General features: G+C 33.9%; 15 protein-coding genes. 2 read left to right on the forward strand and 13 right to left on the reverse strand.

Annotation, left to right across the window (positions count from 1 at the left end):
• Positions 1-8 precede the first annotated feature (8 nt).
• The 11 genes from vgrG to FHK87_RS18520 form a co-directional block, all read right to left on the reverse strand.
• Positions 9-1,799 (reverse strand): type VI secretion system tip protein VgrG, encoded by a 1,791-nt coding sequence (vgrG, locus tag FHK87_RS18475; protein WP_140595258.1) that lies wholly within the window; start codon positions 1,797-1,799, stop codon positions 9-11.
• Positions 1,796-2,503 carry a CIS tube protein gene (locus FHK87_RS18480; RefSeq protein ID WP_140595259.1) on the reverse strand — a complete coding sequence of 236 codons (708 nt, stop codon included), beginning with the start codon at positions 2,501-2,503 and terminating at the stop codon, positions 1,796-1,798. Before FHK87_RS18480 ends, vgrG begins: the two co-directional genes overlap by 4 nt.
• Positions 2,503-2,670, reverse strand: coding sequence for a DUF5908 family protein (locus FHK87_RS26355; protein ID WP_226294320.1), 168 nt, complete (start codon positions 2,668-2,670; stop codon positions 2,503-2,505). The genes FHK87_RS18480 and FHK87_RS26355 overlap by 1 nt, the downstream gene beginning before the upstream one ends.
• 12 nt (positions 2,671-2,682) lie before the next feature.
• The gene (locus FHK87_RS18485; RefSeq protein WP_140595260.1) at positions 2,683-3,135 is read right to left on the reverse strand and encodes a phage tail protein; all 453 of its coding nucleotides are present in this window, start codon (positions 3,133-3,135) and stop codon (positions 2,683-2,685) included.
• A gap of 29 nt (positions 3,136-3,164) precedes the next feature.
• The gene (locus FHK87_RS18490) at positions 3,165-3,632 is read right to left on the reverse strand and encodes a phage tail protein (protein WP_140595261.1); all 468 of its coding nucleotides are present in this window, start codon (positions 3,630-3,632) and stop codon (positions 3,165-3,167) included.
• A 38-nt stretch (positions 3,633-3,670) separates the two neighbouring features.
• On the reverse strand, positions 3,671-4,642 hold the full coding sequence (locus FHK87_RS18495) for a hypothetical protein (RefSeq protein WP_140595262.1): 972 nt from the start codon (positions 4,640-4,642) through the stop codon (positions 3,671-3,673).
• A gap of 31 nt (positions 4,643-4,673) precedes the next feature.
• Complete coding sequence (locus FHK87_RS18500; protein WP_140595263.1) at positions 4,674-5,585, reverse strand: hypothetical protein; 912 nt, start codon at positions 5,583-5,585, stop codon at positions 4,674-4,676.
• 28 nt (positions 5,586-5,613) lie between these two features.
• Positions 5,614-7,011 carry a phage tail sheath family protein gene (locus FHK87_RS18505; protein ID WP_140595264.1) on the reverse strand — a complete coding sequence of 466 codons (1,398 nt, stop codon included), beginning with the start codon at positions 7,009-7,011 and terminating at the stop codon, positions 5,614-5,616.
• 126 nt (positions 7,012-7,137) lie between these two features.
• Positions 7,138-8,463 (reverse strand): hypothetical protein, encoded by a 1,326-nt coding sequence (locus FHK87_RS18510; RefSeq protein WP_140595265.1) that lies wholly within the window; start codon positions 8,461-8,463, stop codon positions 7,138-7,140.
• Between the two features lie 2 nt (positions 8,464-8,465).
• Positions 8,466-9,101, reverse strand: a complete 636-nt coding sequence (locus tag FHK87_RS18515) for a DUF4255 domain-containing protein (RefSeq protein ID WP_140595266.1) — start codon at positions 9,099-9,101, stop codon at positions 8,466-8,468.
• 212 nt (positions 9,102-9,313) lie between these two features.
• Positions 9,314-10,006 (reverse strand): helix-turn-helix domain-containing protein, encoded by a 693-nt coding sequence (locus tag FHK87_RS18520; RefSeq protein ID WP_226294321.1) that lies wholly within the window; start codon positions 10,004-10,006, stop codon positions 9,314-9,316.
• 317 nt (positions 10,007-10,323) lie between these two features.
• Between FHK87_RS18520 and FHK87_RS18525 the strand changes: the two genes are divergently transcribed.
• Positions 10,324-11,400: a PA0069 family radical SAM protein gene (locus FHK87_RS18525; protein ID WP_140595267.1), complete on the forward strand. Its 1,077-nt coding sequence runs from the start codon at positions 10,324-10,326 to the stop codon at positions 11,398-11,400.
• 510 nt (positions 11,401-11,910) lie between these two features.
• Complete coding sequence (locus FHK87_RS18530) at positions 11,911-13,128, forward strand: S8 family serine peptidase (protein ID WP_140595268.1); 1,218 nt, start codon at positions 11,911-11,913, stop codon at positions 13,126-13,128.
• Between the two features lie 103 nt (positions 13,129-13,231).
• On the opposite strand, the gene FHK87_RS18535 is transcribed toward FHK87_RS18530, so the two are convergent.
• On the reverse strand, positions 13,232-13,885 hold the full coding sequence (locus tag FHK87_RS18535; RefSeq protein WP_140595269.1) for an HD domain-containing protein: 654 nt from the start codon (positions 13,883-13,885) through the stop codon (positions 13,232-13,234).
• Positions 13,886-13,900: 15 nt separating this feature from the next.
• On the reverse strand, positions 13,901-14,896 hold the full coding sequence (locus tag FHK87_RS18540) for an acyl-ACP desaturase (protein WP_140595270.1): 996 nt from the start codon (positions 14,894-14,896) through the stop codon (positions 13,901-13,903).
• Positions 14,897-14,906 lie beyond the last annotated feature (10 nt).

Raw genomic sequence — 14,906 nt, forward strand, 5'->3', positions numbered from 1 at the left:
GCTTTATTTTAATTTATGTTTACCAATGATCCCTTTACTTCTGTAATACCATCTGCCGAAACAGATGTTGATGCCCCCTTTACTTCCATACTGGCACTTGCTTTTGCAGATATTTGTGTGGCTTCTAGTGTCATATTCATTCCTGCTTTGATATCAATATTTCCTGAAGCTTCGATTTTTATATCTCCCGGACTACTTAATGCTATTCCTTCTGGATTCATAATTGCTTCATTATCATTTTGATCTTTGATGGTAATAGAAGTTGTATCTTCATCAAGTGTAATGCTATTACCTGCAGGTGTATCGATAGTTATGGTTTTTGTTTCATCATGAAAGAGTAATCTCATTCCTGATCGCGTGACAAATCCTTTTTCATGATTCACATCTTCTGCTTCTAGAGGGGCAGGCTTAGCACTACTATGTAACATCCCCAAAATAACTGCATCTCTAGGGTCGTCATTAATAAAACCTACAATAACCTCATCTTCGATCTCGGGAAGAAAAAAAGATCCTCTACCTGCTACACCGCCATCTGCACTACCCGCATCTAATGTTGCTACTCGAGCCCATACTCCCCTTGCAGAGTTATCAATAATTGGTAATCGTACCAATATTCGATTTTCTCCTTCGGGGTCATCTTGTAATTGAACAACTTTACCTATTTGAATACCATTGATTGCGGGAACTAATCCAGATGCCTGGACATCTACAATATCTTTATTGACATGCGAAAAACAGTCTGGTTTTAATCCAAATTGTACTTGTGTGTACCATGATCCGTTATATACATCTTGTCGTACCGCAGATACATATGCTTTGCCTGTAAATCGTGTTCCTAATCCTTGTAAGTCGATTAATTGACCGGGTTTGATATCTCCAAATCCGATAAATTTTGCTCGCCCACGAATTTTGGACAACCTACTTTTTTGCATCGTAGATTTTGTCCATTCTTGCAATTCTTCTGCAATCGCCTGACCTGAGTGTCTGAGTTCTAGTCTATCAGGACTTATGGATGCTGCTAGTTCCTCACCATTTACATCTCCCAATTCATCGATAGGGACACTGTCTGTAACATGCTCAAACATCTCTTGACCTCCATAATCCCAGGATTTTGCTTCTACAGAATTCCATTGATATCTGGCATCCATTTCGGCTTCAAAATCAAGCAACGTAGAACCAAACAGTACAGCTACTGCTGCTTCACTACTAGTATCGGGAGATTTGATACTGACAGTACCATCATCTACAATCACTAGTTTTGCATTTGCTTCTGCACGCATTAACAAAAAATCCCAGTCAGTAGCGTGATATTGAACCATTTCTAAATGGCTAATTGAAGTAGCTTCTACATCATTTGTTAGTCCCGAATACCTACCTATCACTTCTTCCATAATTTCACTATCCCGACTTTCTTCGTAATAGTAATTATGTCTACCAATAGTCATTTTTACAGCCTCATCTCTACAATCAAGGATCAGTCGTGTTTCTCCGCCTTCGATCACTTTGATCGCATGTTTTATGATCACACCTTTGAACAGCTGTTGATTTTCGCTATCTCTACCGATTTTGATGGTTATAGACTTCCCTGGAATGAATTCTTCTTCTTCACTGATCGTAAAGGTTTCTTCTGAAGCATCTCCATCCTTAAGCACAATTTTTGCTGTAGGTATTCTATTGATTTCTTTTGTTGTAGAAATCGATAATACCTGATATCCTTGATCAACGACTTGCCCATCTATCAAAATATCAAAAGTTGCTACGTTATAAGAAGACTCTACTGGTATTTCTCTATCTTTCATGTACTTGTCTTATCTAATGGTGGAAAAATCAATTCTTTACCCGGTGTTATTTTCCTAAAGGAACTTAATCCATTTACTCTGGCAATTTGTGTAACATACTTGGTTTTGTTATAGATATCATGTGTCATATTATCTAGTCGATCTCCTGCTTTAATTTGTCTGGTGTGAGTAAGATCAGGAGATTTTTTACCCTCTCTTGCGACACGTTCTCGTTGCGACAGGTATTCTACAAAAGTTGCACTAGCTTTAACCCTAAGTGGATCGCCATTGGGTTTAAATAGTGTATAATTGAGATCTAGGTTTGTAAGCACACATTTAAAATTAAAATCACTGCCCCACAAAACTTGCAAGAAATGAGGTTTATGAATCGATCCATTCATATTGTAAACAGCTGCCAGAAAAATATCAATCTGGTCTTTTACGGGCTGTTTTCCATCATTATATTTATATCCTTGAATAGTATTGGTACCATCAAATATAAAATCAAGTTTTAATTCTTTTGGTGGTGTTTTTTTAAAATCAGAATTTGTCCCTTGACTACCATGCCCTTGATCAGCAGTTACATCTACTTTATAATTCTTAGTAAGGCTTTCTGGGTTTACGGGCAACGAAATCGGATTTGGGCTTATTTTTGCCGGTCTCTGAAATTCTTTGTCTTCATAAACCTTGATCAAAACTTTTACTAATTGTCCTCTATCATCCATTATCTTTCGGATTTTTCTTTCAAGATTTCGAATACTCTTTCTGCAATCTCATTGATATTAGCTTCTTTGGCTTTTCCGCCTTGAGCTCCACCTGCACCCCCAGCATTACTGTTACCAGTATTATTGACCGTGGTTTTGATAATTAATTCTCGAATTTCTAATGGCATAATTAGATCTGATTAATTTTGATTCACCAGTTTAAAATAGTTGTAATTAAGTTCTAGTGTTTCTATAAGCACTTCTCCTTTTTCTGCATTTAATTCTCCTACTTTCCAGCTTACGGGCCAGACATGAGAGAGTTCCCAATGCATGAGTACACTATGGTTTTCATTAAGCAGTTCTACATTTACTTTACCAATGGGTTCTACTACAAGATTTTGAAAAGCTTCCTGACACCACCTTGTCAAACCAGAATCCTTAGGTTTAAGAATCCCTCTCTTCAAAGTGAGTGTGGTGTATTTTCTTCTTCCCGGAAGGCTGTGTTCGAACCTATTTTCTCCTCCTTCTTTGAAAGCTTCTTTTTCGATTTGTACATCTAATCCACTAACTGATTGAAATTGTACATCTACTTCTTTACTTTCTGGTAGATTCAAAAAAGATACTTTAAAATGAAAACCAACGATTTGATACATAGTAACTGATCTCAATATTTAAAGGTGAATTACCTTGCTTCTAGTATAGTAAGCCCTTCATGTACCAGCTCCATAGTTTCGATAGCTACTTCATTAGCATCTGCTTTAAGATCTGTAGATTGTACTTTGCTAGGCCATGCGTTTTCCAAAATCCAAGTGATGATCGGTTCGTGATTTTCGTCTAGTAGTTTGATAGTAACTGTTCTTCTAAACATTGAACCAGTATCATTTCCTTCTTGAAAGAAATATGTTTTTTGCCATTCTTTGAAATAATCAAAATCACCTTGAAATGTACCTCTTTTGAGTGTTACATTACTATATTTTGATAAGCCTGGTTGTTTACTTTTGTTATATTTTTTGCTGCTTCCTTCTCGGTATTCTATAACTTCTGTTTCAAAATCTAATCCACTAACTTCTGTGAATCCAATACGAAAATTGTCACCCCATTCTACTTGAAAATGAAACTTAGGTAGTGGATAATCTCCTATTGCTGCCATATTTTTTTCTTTTAATATTTTTGTTTAAGGATTTAAAATCATTTTGTACTTTCTGCTGATTCTGCATTTTTGATTGCTTCTCTAAGACTGTCTCTTTCTGATAAATGTTTATCGCTTACCTTTTTACAATCTATCCAATCATTTTTTAAACTTTCTGTTTTGTGTAACGCTCGTTCTAAATCTTGCTCAATTTGAATGTAATAATAGCTTTGATTAATAGGGAGCTGAGGCATTGGTTGTACAACAACATCATTACAGGGATAGGAGTAATTATTATCTAGAATAGGTTTTTTTCGACCTTTTGACTTCTCCTTACTGTCTTCTTCTTTCTCTACTTTGCTTGTCGCAGCATAGGATGGGTTACCTCCATTTGAACTTCCTTCAAAGACATCAAGCATTTCATCGAGTTTGGCTTCAAGTCCATAACATCCACCGATAGATGAGTGTAAAAGGTTTGTATATTTAAATGTTTCCAGAAGCTGTTTTAAAACAGTGTCGGTCATATCGCAAACCATGATTATTTTTTCTTCGTATACTTCTATACACTGGATCACTTCTGCCTTGTCTTCTTCACTAACATTCTTGAGACATTCTATTTCTTTCTTGAACCCTATGATCTTATGCTTTAACCCTTTTTCACCGTTGTAATCGTAGAAAGTATCAAAAATTGATTTTACAAGCCCTAATAATCTTTTGAAAGCTTTTACCGTTTCTGCAGAGTTATCACAAACGATGCCTGTTTGTTCTATAAAGAAACTGAGTTCTTTTACGATAGCATCTGCGTTTTCGTCGGTTTCTTTAATAATATCATTCCAGTTTTTAAGCTTCATTTGCCATGCTAAAGAGCTTTGATATTCTGCATGCGCCTTAATGGTATTTGCACTGGATATATTGTATTTGTTGCTAACGGTTTCTAATCGTCTTTTCCACTTGGATAAGCAGTCTTTCCCTTCAGGGCCATCACCACCTCCATCTTGGCAGCAAGTATTATCTTTTAAAAAATGTATCATGATTAATTCTCTTTGTTATAAAAATGTCTAATTAGTCTTGATCAGATGTTACGCTATGTTGATGTCTGCGTTTTTTTCGATCACCATACCCACTATGCTCAGATTCGTAGCAGTTATTGGTTTCTTTACAAAGATCTAGTAGGCTATCGTCGTGCTGCTCATCACACACAAAATGCCTCACTTTTTCTAAAGCTTCTTTTTTAATACCTTCAGCTTTTTTATCACAGGTTATTTGTGCTAGTTCTTCTGCAATGGCATTAAGTTCTTCTCTACATTTGACTGTTTCTGTCGTTGTTGATTGAATATTGTCACTCACAGTAGATTTAAACTGATCTGTAGACATATTCAACTTTGTCATAAAATCTTTGAGACTTTGGGTATTTGTAAAGGTTTGAATACCTGCTATACTCACCACAGAATCAAATGCATTTTGCCCTTTTTCATCCAGAACTTTAGTGATATCAAGAATTTCATTTAGACTTGTATGTGTATTTGCCTTTTTACCGTCTTTTGTTGATTTACCCGTTTTTGGTAATACTTTATTTTTAAAACAGTTTGACATTGCACAAGCTGCATTATGAGCTTCTTCTATTTTAATACGCATCTGGTTCAAAAGCTTTGATGACTCTTGTATACGTTTTTCTATCTCATCATCTTTTGCGATGTACTCATCAATATTTTTTTTGATTACTTCTGTAGTTTTTGAAGTTTTAATTACTACATAGCTCATTATATCCTGATATAGATCGTTTGATTCTTCTGCTTTGTTAAGACTACATATCTTATATCGTTGAACTGTTTCTTTTGAGGATCGAAGTGTCTCTTTGGAATCAAACATACTAGTTGCTGTTTCCTTATCATTTTTTATGACCTTGAGACTTTCACATATCACTGTGTCCGCAGTTCTGGCATTGCTATTCTCAGCATTATTTTTATTTGCCATATTGATTTTTTTTATGGTTTATGATTTTTTATTCAGAAAGCATTTTATGACTAAATCTCAGAATGATAAATTCTGCAGGTCGTACTACCGCCATACCGATTTCTACAATCATTCTACCCTCCCAAACATCGACTTCATTCATGGTTTCGTTAAGACCAACTTTTACATAAAAAGCCTGTTCTGGTGTAGTACCCATAAGTGCTCCTGCTCTCCATTGCTGTACCAAAAAGTTATCAATCATTGATTTTACTCTTGTCCAGGTATTGAGATCATTGGGTTCAAATACGAACTGAAGCGTAGCTTTTTTTACGGATTCTTCTACCATATTAAAGAATCGTCTTACCGGAACATATCTCCATTCATTACTATTACCTGCAAGTGTTCTTGCTCCCCATAATATTGCAGGACCTCTACCGGCAAACGAGCGAATTACATTGACCGATTTACCTGCATTAACATCAACATTCAAGTCTTCTTGTTGCTGATCGGTAACCCTCATTTTGGGTTGTATCACAAAATCCATACTTACATTTGCAGGTGCTTTCCATACCCCTCTTGAAGCATCAACACTTGCATATAATCCTACAACTCCCGGTGATGGAGGCATTTCTAAAGGAAAATCTCTGATTGTACCTTGCGCTCTAAAATAGGTGGCATTATTAGCCTGTTTTAATTCTTGTAAGGTCCCGCTAAAAGATCCTGTTACGTTTACATTAGCATCACCTGTGCCTTCTCCTCCATAATAATAATTGATAATCGTATCTACATTAGGAAAATACGTTGCTCCATATTTTAATATGTTTTCTTCTGCACCTATAGGAGCATCACGCATCGTATTAATATTAGCCAGTAAATTAGATTCTGCAGGATCTTGCCAAATATCCATTACTGTAAAACGGTCTTTTAATTTGACACACATATCCAACGACGCCTTAAAAAGATTATAGAAATTGGACGATAATTCTATACCTTGTGCATCAGGATATACATATAGTGTTATTTCATCAACTTTTTCTGTAGCATTAAGTCCTGCCAAAAGTGTATCAAAATCAACTAATTTTGTAGTATAATCCCCAACAGAAACTATCCAACATGGTCCTCCCCCATTAGCAAAAAACATTTGTAATGCATAATGCATTAGATACTTGGATCTATTTTCTATTGAAGCTAAAACCGAAGTAGGGTTATTTACATCTCCTGTAATATTTACTGTCAAACCAGTTTCTATATCCGGAGCACCAAAAAAACGTTCGTATTCTAATAAAGAAGTAATTCTTTTTGGGTCATTGGTAAGAGAATTACCTCTTTCATCCAATGCTTTTTCTGTATAACCAATAAAAGCAGGAATAGCTGTTTCTACCTGAGCTATCGATGGTGGAAGTTTCGGAATTTCTTCTATATAAACTCCTGGCGTTTTGTAATTCATAATGTCATTTTTATAAAAGTTTAATTTTAATTATTCGAGAAGCTTCTTTTAATTTGTTAACACTTAATCATAAATTATATAAGCTTACTTGTCAAAGACTTTTTGTGATTGATTTACATAAAAAACTCATGACGAATTCAATAATCGGTTTGATGGATTAATAAATATATCTGAGTATATTTTTTCTTGTTCTACTTTTATTGCTGTCTGCTGAGGTGGCGGTAATAGCAATGAGTTCCCATTTTTAAAAGGCACCAAAGTACTAGTCAATCCTTTTGGTTTAATCGATGTTAACCGTTTGCCATTATGTTGTAAAAAAGCAGATGTTGCTGTGATTTCTGATGCATTAAATGCTACTTCTTTATTATATCTCCAATAAGTTTTTCTATTTGTGAATCTAAGCTCAAAAACTGGGTGCGAGACTTTATCTCCGTTTGCGTTTATTTTGGCTTTCAAAAAACCATTAGTATCTAATAAACTAAAAGGACTGTTTTGCTCGTCTAATCTTATGTCAATAACCCCTAATTGATTTCTGTCATATAAAGAAGAATTAAGATACAAGGGATAGATCAGCTCTAAACCGGAATCTCCTGTAATCTTGAGCGTATAAAACCCATTAGGGATTAAAGCTGCCGTACTATTGTTTGTTTCTTTTTCAAAATCCAATACTACATCTCTTGTAGTTGTAGTGATCGTTTTTTGTAATGTCTTTACTGTTGAGTTTCCTGAATCTAGTAGCTGAAACTCTAGTTGTGTATCGTTTTGCGGTTCTTGTATTTGATATTTGAATACGTGTGGTAGAAGGATTTTATCAGCTTGGTTTACAAACCTTTTATCATCTGTATCCTCCCAATGATCTGCTTGATTACTATTTGTGTTTTGTAATGCTTCTTTTGTAATTCCCCCAAAATTTGCTAAAGCCCCCATTTCATAGTTTCTGCCTTGTTGGAATTGAAGTATCGTATTAGAGAGAGGGTAAGAAGTATGAGGAGTTTGTGTCGCATTGACAAATTCTGTTTTACCTTTATTCGTAAAATAATAGATTGATGGTAATATTGATTTTAACCCAATATTTGTAATACTATTAAACAAAGTAACCACAGGTCTTATATTAAAGCTTACGTGCAAATCTGTATTCAACTCAAAACGTGGCTTGTACCGTACCTCTCCTGATAAGTTTTCAGGAATCACTTCTATACCTACTATAAAGCCTAATGCAGTTTTTGCAAATACCAATTTATTTCTTCTCAGATTTTCTTTTGTAACTGTATCTGGTTCAATACTTAGTATGTTACTAACATCATACGACCGATTAAGAAGTTTTTTTGATAGTATATTTTCTTTATCAGATTGATTTCTGTCATAGAAAGAAGTTCCATCTCCCGTAATAAGATAGTAGTCATGAAATACTCTAATTTCAAATAGCCTTTTAAAAATTATACTATTACTCATATTTAGTTAATATTTGTAACATTTTGGTTATTGACCAATTCTTCTACGAGTGGAGCAGATATTCCTGAATTTTCTTTTATACTGATCAGCCTTATTTTGTACATCGCAGATGGTACTTGTTTACCTCCAAGAGATCCCCATAGGTGATTAATTTGTTCAAAGGTTAATGTATATAGTTCTACATTAAGCTTTATTTCTTCTTTTACCTCTTCTGAAATGTTACTATCGCTAGAAATTGAACTGAATGGAGAATTCTGAACTGTAAAGCTTTTTTTGGCTTGAAAAAACTGAATAACAAGTGATAATCGTTCTAATGCAAATTCGTATGCATCTTGCAAATCTTGGCCTAAGGTTGCAGAAACAAGAATATAAAGATTAAGAAATACAGGAGGCTCAACATACTTTACTCCATTTGGTGTTCTAAGAATATTACTACCATTTTTTAAAGTACTTTCTTCTTCGGTATTTACAAGAGTAATGACCACCTTATTATTTAGATCAGTTTGGCCATCATTATCCATCAAGGCAATATTATGTAGAATAACATCACTTTGAATAATAGAATCTCCTTGACTTTTATTTTGAACAATGTAATTACTTAGCTCATCCCTGAGCAGTTTCAATACTAACCCTATCATGTGTGAAAATTAATTTTAAGAACACAACTTGATCCCTATCACAAATACAAGTTATTCTTAAAGTTTTGCTGTTTATAAGTGTGTTACTATAAACAAAAGCCCCAGTTTTTGGATTGTCTAAGTTTTTAAAAAAAGGAAGGCAAATCAATCCCCATTTTTAGGGATTTTGAGATATAGTTAATTATTTAACAAAAAGTTAATCAATTCTTAAATTATAAGTCCAAAACTTTTGAAGCTTCTTTAATAAGCTGTGCCGTGTTTTTTACCCGAAATTTTTGAATAAGATGTTTGCGGTGTGATATTGCTGTATGATTACTTATAAAAAGTTTATCTGCTATCTCTTTAGAAGAAAGTCCATCTGCGATAAGTTTAAGAACTTCTTGTTCTCTTGACGATATTTGACAAGGGTTATTATCCAAAGGGCAAACTCTTCTATATCCTCCATTAACTTTAATACATTTTTCTATTTCTTCTTTTTCGGATACATCAAAAAATAGATTCAAAGCAAACATCTTACGTTTTATCTGATATATAAAGATTTCATGTTTCAGAAAAATTTCTTGTTCATGTAATCCTCTAACATGATATTGAAGCGTAATAGAATCACTAATAGGTGGTGTTTCAAGGAACTCAAAAATTTTATTTCTTATTTTTTGAACCTCACAAGATCTAATTAATGAAAACCAAAAATCCCAACCTCTATCCAAAAAAACATCAGTATCAAAACCTAGTACTTTTTTAAATATCTTGTTTGAATACAAAAACCTATTTTCCTTGATCAAATAGATACTAATCATAAGATCTTTGAGATCATCACATGTATTTACTATTTTAGAAATTTCAGGAACAAACCCTTTTTGGCTTAAACATTCCGGAGGGGTACAAATATTTTGATCAGGTTTCATAGAGTACACTTTTAGAATAAAAATGATTGTATTTGTGAGTACTTAAAATTCACAAATTATTTTCATAGAAACAATAGGTGCAACAGGGGGTTTTACCCCTTTTTTTTGCTAAAAAACTCTACCGAAATCAACTTGTATATTCGTATTTACAGCATATCAGACAATTACAACAAAAAACTATGCTTTAACCATAAATATTTTGTTTTTTTACCATAAAAAATAAACATCACAATTTCATTTTCATTCAAAAAACTATTCATTATATTGAATCTATACTCACATTATTTCACTTCTTAAACAGACTATATTATAAATCAATGCACAAAAGAGAGAAACATATAAAAGGAAGAGGAGCGCAAGAGAAGGTACAGAATAGATTCTCAAATCACTATCATGAAAACCGTGATGATTTTTTAAATTATTGTTTCTCCCAAAACGAACCTATAGATAAAATTAAAACAACATTTATTGAAACTTTTCCAAAAACTATTGTAAACAAGGTTACAAGTCCTGATGTACATATGGCTTATTCCCTCAATCCATACCAAGGATGCGAACATGGTTGTATTTATTGTTATGCTAGAAACTCTCACGAATACTGGGGATATGGTGCAGGATTAGATTTTGAAAGTAAAATTCTAGTCAAGAAAAATGCCCCAGAGTTATTAGAAAAAAAATTAAAAAGCAAAGATTGGAAAGCTGTACCAATTTCACTTTCGGGGAACACAGATTGCTATCAACCTATTGAAAAACAGTTGGAGATCACTCGAAAATTACTTAAAATCTTCTTGAAATACAGACATCCTGTTGGTATCATCACCAAAAATGCTTTGATATTGAGAGATATTGACATTTTATCACAATTGGCAAAACATCACCTGGTTTCGGTATACATTTCAATAACCTCTTTACATGAAGAAACGAGAAGAATTCTAGAACCAAGAACAGCCAGTAGCATCAAACGTCTTAAAACTATTGAAGAATTAAATCTGCATGGTATTCCTACTCATGTAATGATGGCTCCAATTATACCATCAATAAATAGTCATGAGATATTACCACTAGCAAAAGAAGTGTCATCAAAAGGTGCCAAAAGCATCGGGTATACAATTGTAAGATTAAATGGTGCAATTGGAAAATTATTCACAACATGGCTGGACAATACATTGCCGGACAGAAAAGATAAAATCTTAAATCAAATCATGCAATGCCACGAAGGTTCATTAAACGACAACCAATATGGAAGACGCATGAAAGGCTCTGGAATCATTGCAGATCAGATACACCAAACATTTGCTCTAGCAAGAAAAAAATATTTTTCTGAAGATTATAAGTTTCAATTTAATTGTGGGTTACATCAAGATTACAAGAACTCACAATTAAGATTATTTTGATGTTATGCAATGTATAGTGCTCTTCTTCCACATTTTGTTATTTTAAGTTAAAATAGCATATATAAAAATCCCAAAGCCTATCGAATGGATTTTTCTCATTTCCAGCACACAAAACATTCAAAAAGAATAATTTTACTCCCAAAAAATTAAAATTAAAGCTAATTTTTAACGGTTTTTTTACTAAACTAAAGTTAATTAACAATTAAAAAAAAGTTAATATCTATTAATTTCTGTTTAATTTATTAGAGTAAATTTTCCCTTATTTTAACATCTTTATTTTTCTGTTTAACCCTTTGATTCTCAGTAATGCAATAGTGTTGCATTACTGAGAACAAAAAGTGTTTTACTCTCGTTACGAGTGTGTAAACCAAATGTAACCTTCTGTAAGTTACGTTTTTGCCGTATTTCTTTATTAGAATTAATCTCTACTTTTGGGTGGCAAATTATTATGAGATCTCAATATTTAATTTTAACCTAAATCAATATGTTTAACACTAAAATCAAAAATTAATGAAAACTCAACTTAGGATTTTAAGTACAATCACGGCTTTCTCATTTCTATTTTATAGTTGTGAGAATGACACAAATGAAGTTCCTGAAGCAGAAACGGGAATAGAAAATGTAGAGAACATAGGTGCTGATCAGGCAATACCTGGAGAGTATATCGTAATTTATAACAAAGATGAATCGATGTCTGGCAAAAGTGCCAAAATGGAATCGAAATCTCAAGAAACTTTGTCAAAATATGCAATAGCAAAAAGCAATATAAAGCAAGTCTACACTAATGCTGTTCAAGGTTTTGCTGTTGAAAACCTTTCGGAAGAACAAGTAGAAATGCTTAAAAATGATGCTGATGTAGCATTCATCGAACCAAACTATATTCACAAATTGGATATAGATATGGGAACACCCGTTAGTTCGCTTCCTGCAACAGTAAAAAATGAAAGTGGTGCTAAGAATTCTCAACTTCCTAATGGAGAATTTTTACCTTGGGGTATCGAACGAGTAGGTAGAGCAGATGGTAGAGGTAGAACTTGCTGGATTATTGACAGTGGTATAGCACCTCATAGCGATTTAACTATCAACGCTAACCGAAGCAGAAGTTTTGTAGGTGGATCTTGGCAAGATCAGAACGGACATGGAACTCATGTAGCAGGAACTGTTGCTGCAAGAAATAATGGTTCTGGAGTTATTGGTGTGGCTTATGGAGCTACTGTAATTTCTGTTAGAGTTTTAAATGCTGCAGGATCTGGTGCTACTTCAGGAATTCTTGCTGGTGTAGATTATGTAGCTAATAATGCAGGAAATGGAGATACGTGGAACTATAGTGTAGGATTCCGTAACCGAGCTACTTCTGCGGCTATAGATAATGCATTTAGAAACCTAGAAGCAAGAGCGATTGGAGCTATGGCAGCAGGTAATAGTAATGATGATACACAGTTTTATTCACCACAAAGATTACAGACTAGCAGATCTTGGTGTGTAGGTAATATGGTTCGAGGAGATTCTCCTGCTGGTGGTTCAAACTTTGGAAGAAGTGTAGATCGTTGGGCTCCTGGTACTGCAGTATGGTCTACTTGGTTAAACGGTCAGTTTAACAATATCTCTGGTACTTCTATGGCATCGCCACACGTAGCAGGAATATTATTATTAAGAGGTAATAGTACAGGAACAGATGGAACTGTAACCAAAAGAGGTTTTACAGCTCCTATAGCTACCTTAAACTAAATAAAAAATCTTGTATTTTGAATTTGTTAGAGGCTGGAATTACTCCAGCCTCTTTTCTTATGAATATTTTTACACTTTTATCAAATTTGATAATGGTATGAAGTTAAGATTTCCCCTCCCACTCTTTATAAAACTGTTCTAAGAACTGTCGCATAAACTCATGACGCTCTATTGCTAAAGCTTTACCTGTCTTGGTATTCATACGGTCTTTGAGTAATAATAGTTTTTCATAAAAATGATTAATCGTTGGAGAAGTCGATTTTTTATATTCCTCTTTTGTCATAGATAGATTAGGTTTAATCTCTGGGTCATAAAGAGCTCTATTTTTAAATCCTCCATAATTAAAACATCTTGCGATCCCTACTGCTCCGATAGCATCTAGTCGATCTGCATCTTGTACTACATCTAATTCTGGAGATGTAAACTCCTGAGCAACATTACCTCCTTTAAAAGATATATTCTCAATAATTTTTACGACATGATCGATTATTGTATTTTCTAGATCAAGTTGTTTGAGAAATTCCTGAGCAATTCTGGGACCTACAGTTTCATCTCCATTATGAAATTTTGAATCAGCAATATCATGAAGCAGAGCTCCTAGTGACACAACCAGAGTATCAACTTCTTCATTTTCAGAAATCAATTGTGCATTTTTATATACTCTATAAATATGAAACCAATCGTGCCCTCCTTCTGCCCCTTTTAATGTGTCTTTTACAAAATCAATAGTATATGCTATGATTTGATCATCTTTCATCAAAATAAAATATTTTTATTTCGTAAGAGCAGGTTCTACCCATTTAAATTTGAATATTTCTTCGGAAATTACAAGTCGTTCACTTATACGTTGCATTCTTGCCGGTAGTTTCATTACAAAATCACGAGCTTTTTCGGCTTCGTCAGTAAGGTCAACTAATTTATCTATTTCCCATTTATCAATTAATCGCTGCATGATATCAATATAATCTTGAGAAGTATAAACGCCCAAACGCTGAGCCGCATTCGAGAATTCTTCAAAAGCAGTTCCTATAGCATCTCCTGATTCTCTTAAAAAATGAGCAGGCATTACGATTTTCTTTTTCATCATATCGCTAAACGCAATCATCATTTGGCTAGGGTCTACTTCAAAGATATTACTTACAAACTCACTATAAGCATTATAATGCCTCATTTCGTCTCCAGAAATAATCTTACACATTTTTGCTAAAGACTTATTAGAATATTCTTTAGCTAATTTTGCAACTCTGTTATGAGAAATATAAGTAGCTAACTCCTGAAAACTTGTATATACAAAATTCTTATACGGATCACGATCTGTACCAATATCAAAACCATCATTAATCAAGTGTTGAGTTGTTCGCTCTACTTCTATCATGTTCACTCTTCCTGAAAGGTAAAGATATTTGTTTAATACATCTCCATGTCTGTTTTCTTCGCTAGTCCAATATCTTGTCCAGCGTGACCAGCCATTGCCTCCTTCTTGCTGGTTAATTCCTTCGACATCCATCAGCCACGACTCATAGGTTGGCAATGCTTCTTCGGTAATAGTATCACCTACTAAAACTACCCAAAAATCATATGGTAATTCTTTTGCTAATTCTCTTAATTCTTTGACTTCTTCAAAAAAAGTATCTTCATTCTGAGAGTCCGGTAAAAAGTCTGTAGGTTGCCAAACCTTATCTATAGGGATCAAAAATTTATCAATAAAAGAATCTACTTTTTTCTCTAGTAATTGCATTACTTCGAGTCTTATATTATCCAACGCCATTTTGATTGTG

Source organism: Aquimarina algicola (assembly GCF_006443095.1).
Classification (GTDB): domain Bacteria; phylum Bacteroidota; class Bacteroidia; order Flavobacteriales; family Flavobacteriaceae; genus Aquimarina; species Aquimarina algicola.

Bases quoted from the DNA above. Each gene is read 5' to 3' on its own strand.
- vgrG (WP_140595258.1), bottom strand. From the start codon at position 1,799: ATGAAAGATAGAGAAATACCAGTAGAGTCTTCTTATAACGTAGCAACT.
- FHK87_RS18480 (WP_140595259.1), bottom strand. From the start codon at position 2,503: ATGGATGATAGAGGACAATTAGTAAAAGTTTTGATCAAGGTTTATGAA.
- FHK87_RS26355 (WP_226294320.1), bottom strand. From the start codon at position 2,670: ATGCCATTAGAAATTCGAGAATTAATTATCAAAACCACGGTCAATAAT.
- FHK87_RS18485 (WP_140595260.1), bottom strand. From the start codon at position 3,135: ATGTATCAAATCGTTGGTTTTCATTTTAAAGTATCTTTTTTGAATCTA.
- FHK87_RS18490 (WP_140595261.1), bottom strand. From the start codon at position 3,632: ATGGCAGCAATAGGAGATTATCCACTACCTAAGTTTCATTTTCAAGTA.
- FHK87_RS18495 (WP_140595262.1), bottom strand. From the start codon at position 4,642: ATGATACATTTTTTAAAAGATAATACTTGCTGCCAAGATGGAGGTGGT.
- FHK87_RS18500 (WP_140595263.1), bottom strand. From the start codon at position 5,585: ATGGCAAATAAAAATAATGCTGAGAATAGCAATGCCAGAACTGCGGAC.
- FHK87_RS18505 (WP_140595264.1), bottom strand. From the start codon at position 7,011: ATGAATTACAAAACGCCAGGAGTTTATATAGAAGAAATTCCGAAACTT.
- FHK87_RS18510 (WP_140595265.1), bottom strand. From the start codon at position 8,463: ATGAGTAATAGTATAATTTTTAAAAGGCTATTTGAAATTAGAGTATTT.
- FHK87_RS18515 (WP_140595266.1), bottom strand. From the start codon at position 9,101: ATGATAGGGTTAGTATTGAAACTGCTCAGGGATGAGCTAAGTAATTAC.
- FHK87_RS18520 (WP_226294321.1), bottom strand. From the start codon at position 10,006: ATGAAACCTGATCAAAATATTTGTACCCCTCCGGAATGTTTAAGCCAA.
- FHK87_RS18525 (WP_140595267.1), top strand. From the start codon at position 10,324: ATGCACAAAAGAGAGAAACATATAAAAGGAAGAGGAGCGCAAGAGAAG.
- FHK87_RS18530 (WP_140595268.1), top strand. From the start codon at position 11,911: ATGAAAACTCAACTTAGGATTTTAAGTACAATCACGGCTTTCTCATTT.
- FHK87_RS18535 (WP_140595269.1), bottom strand. From the start codon at position 13,885: ATGAAAGATGATCAAATCATAGCATATACTATTGATTTTGTAAAAGAC.
- FHK87_RS18540 (WP_140595270.1), bottom strand. From the start codon at position 14,896: ATGGCGTTGGATAATATAAGACTCGAAGTAATGCAATTACTAGAGAAA.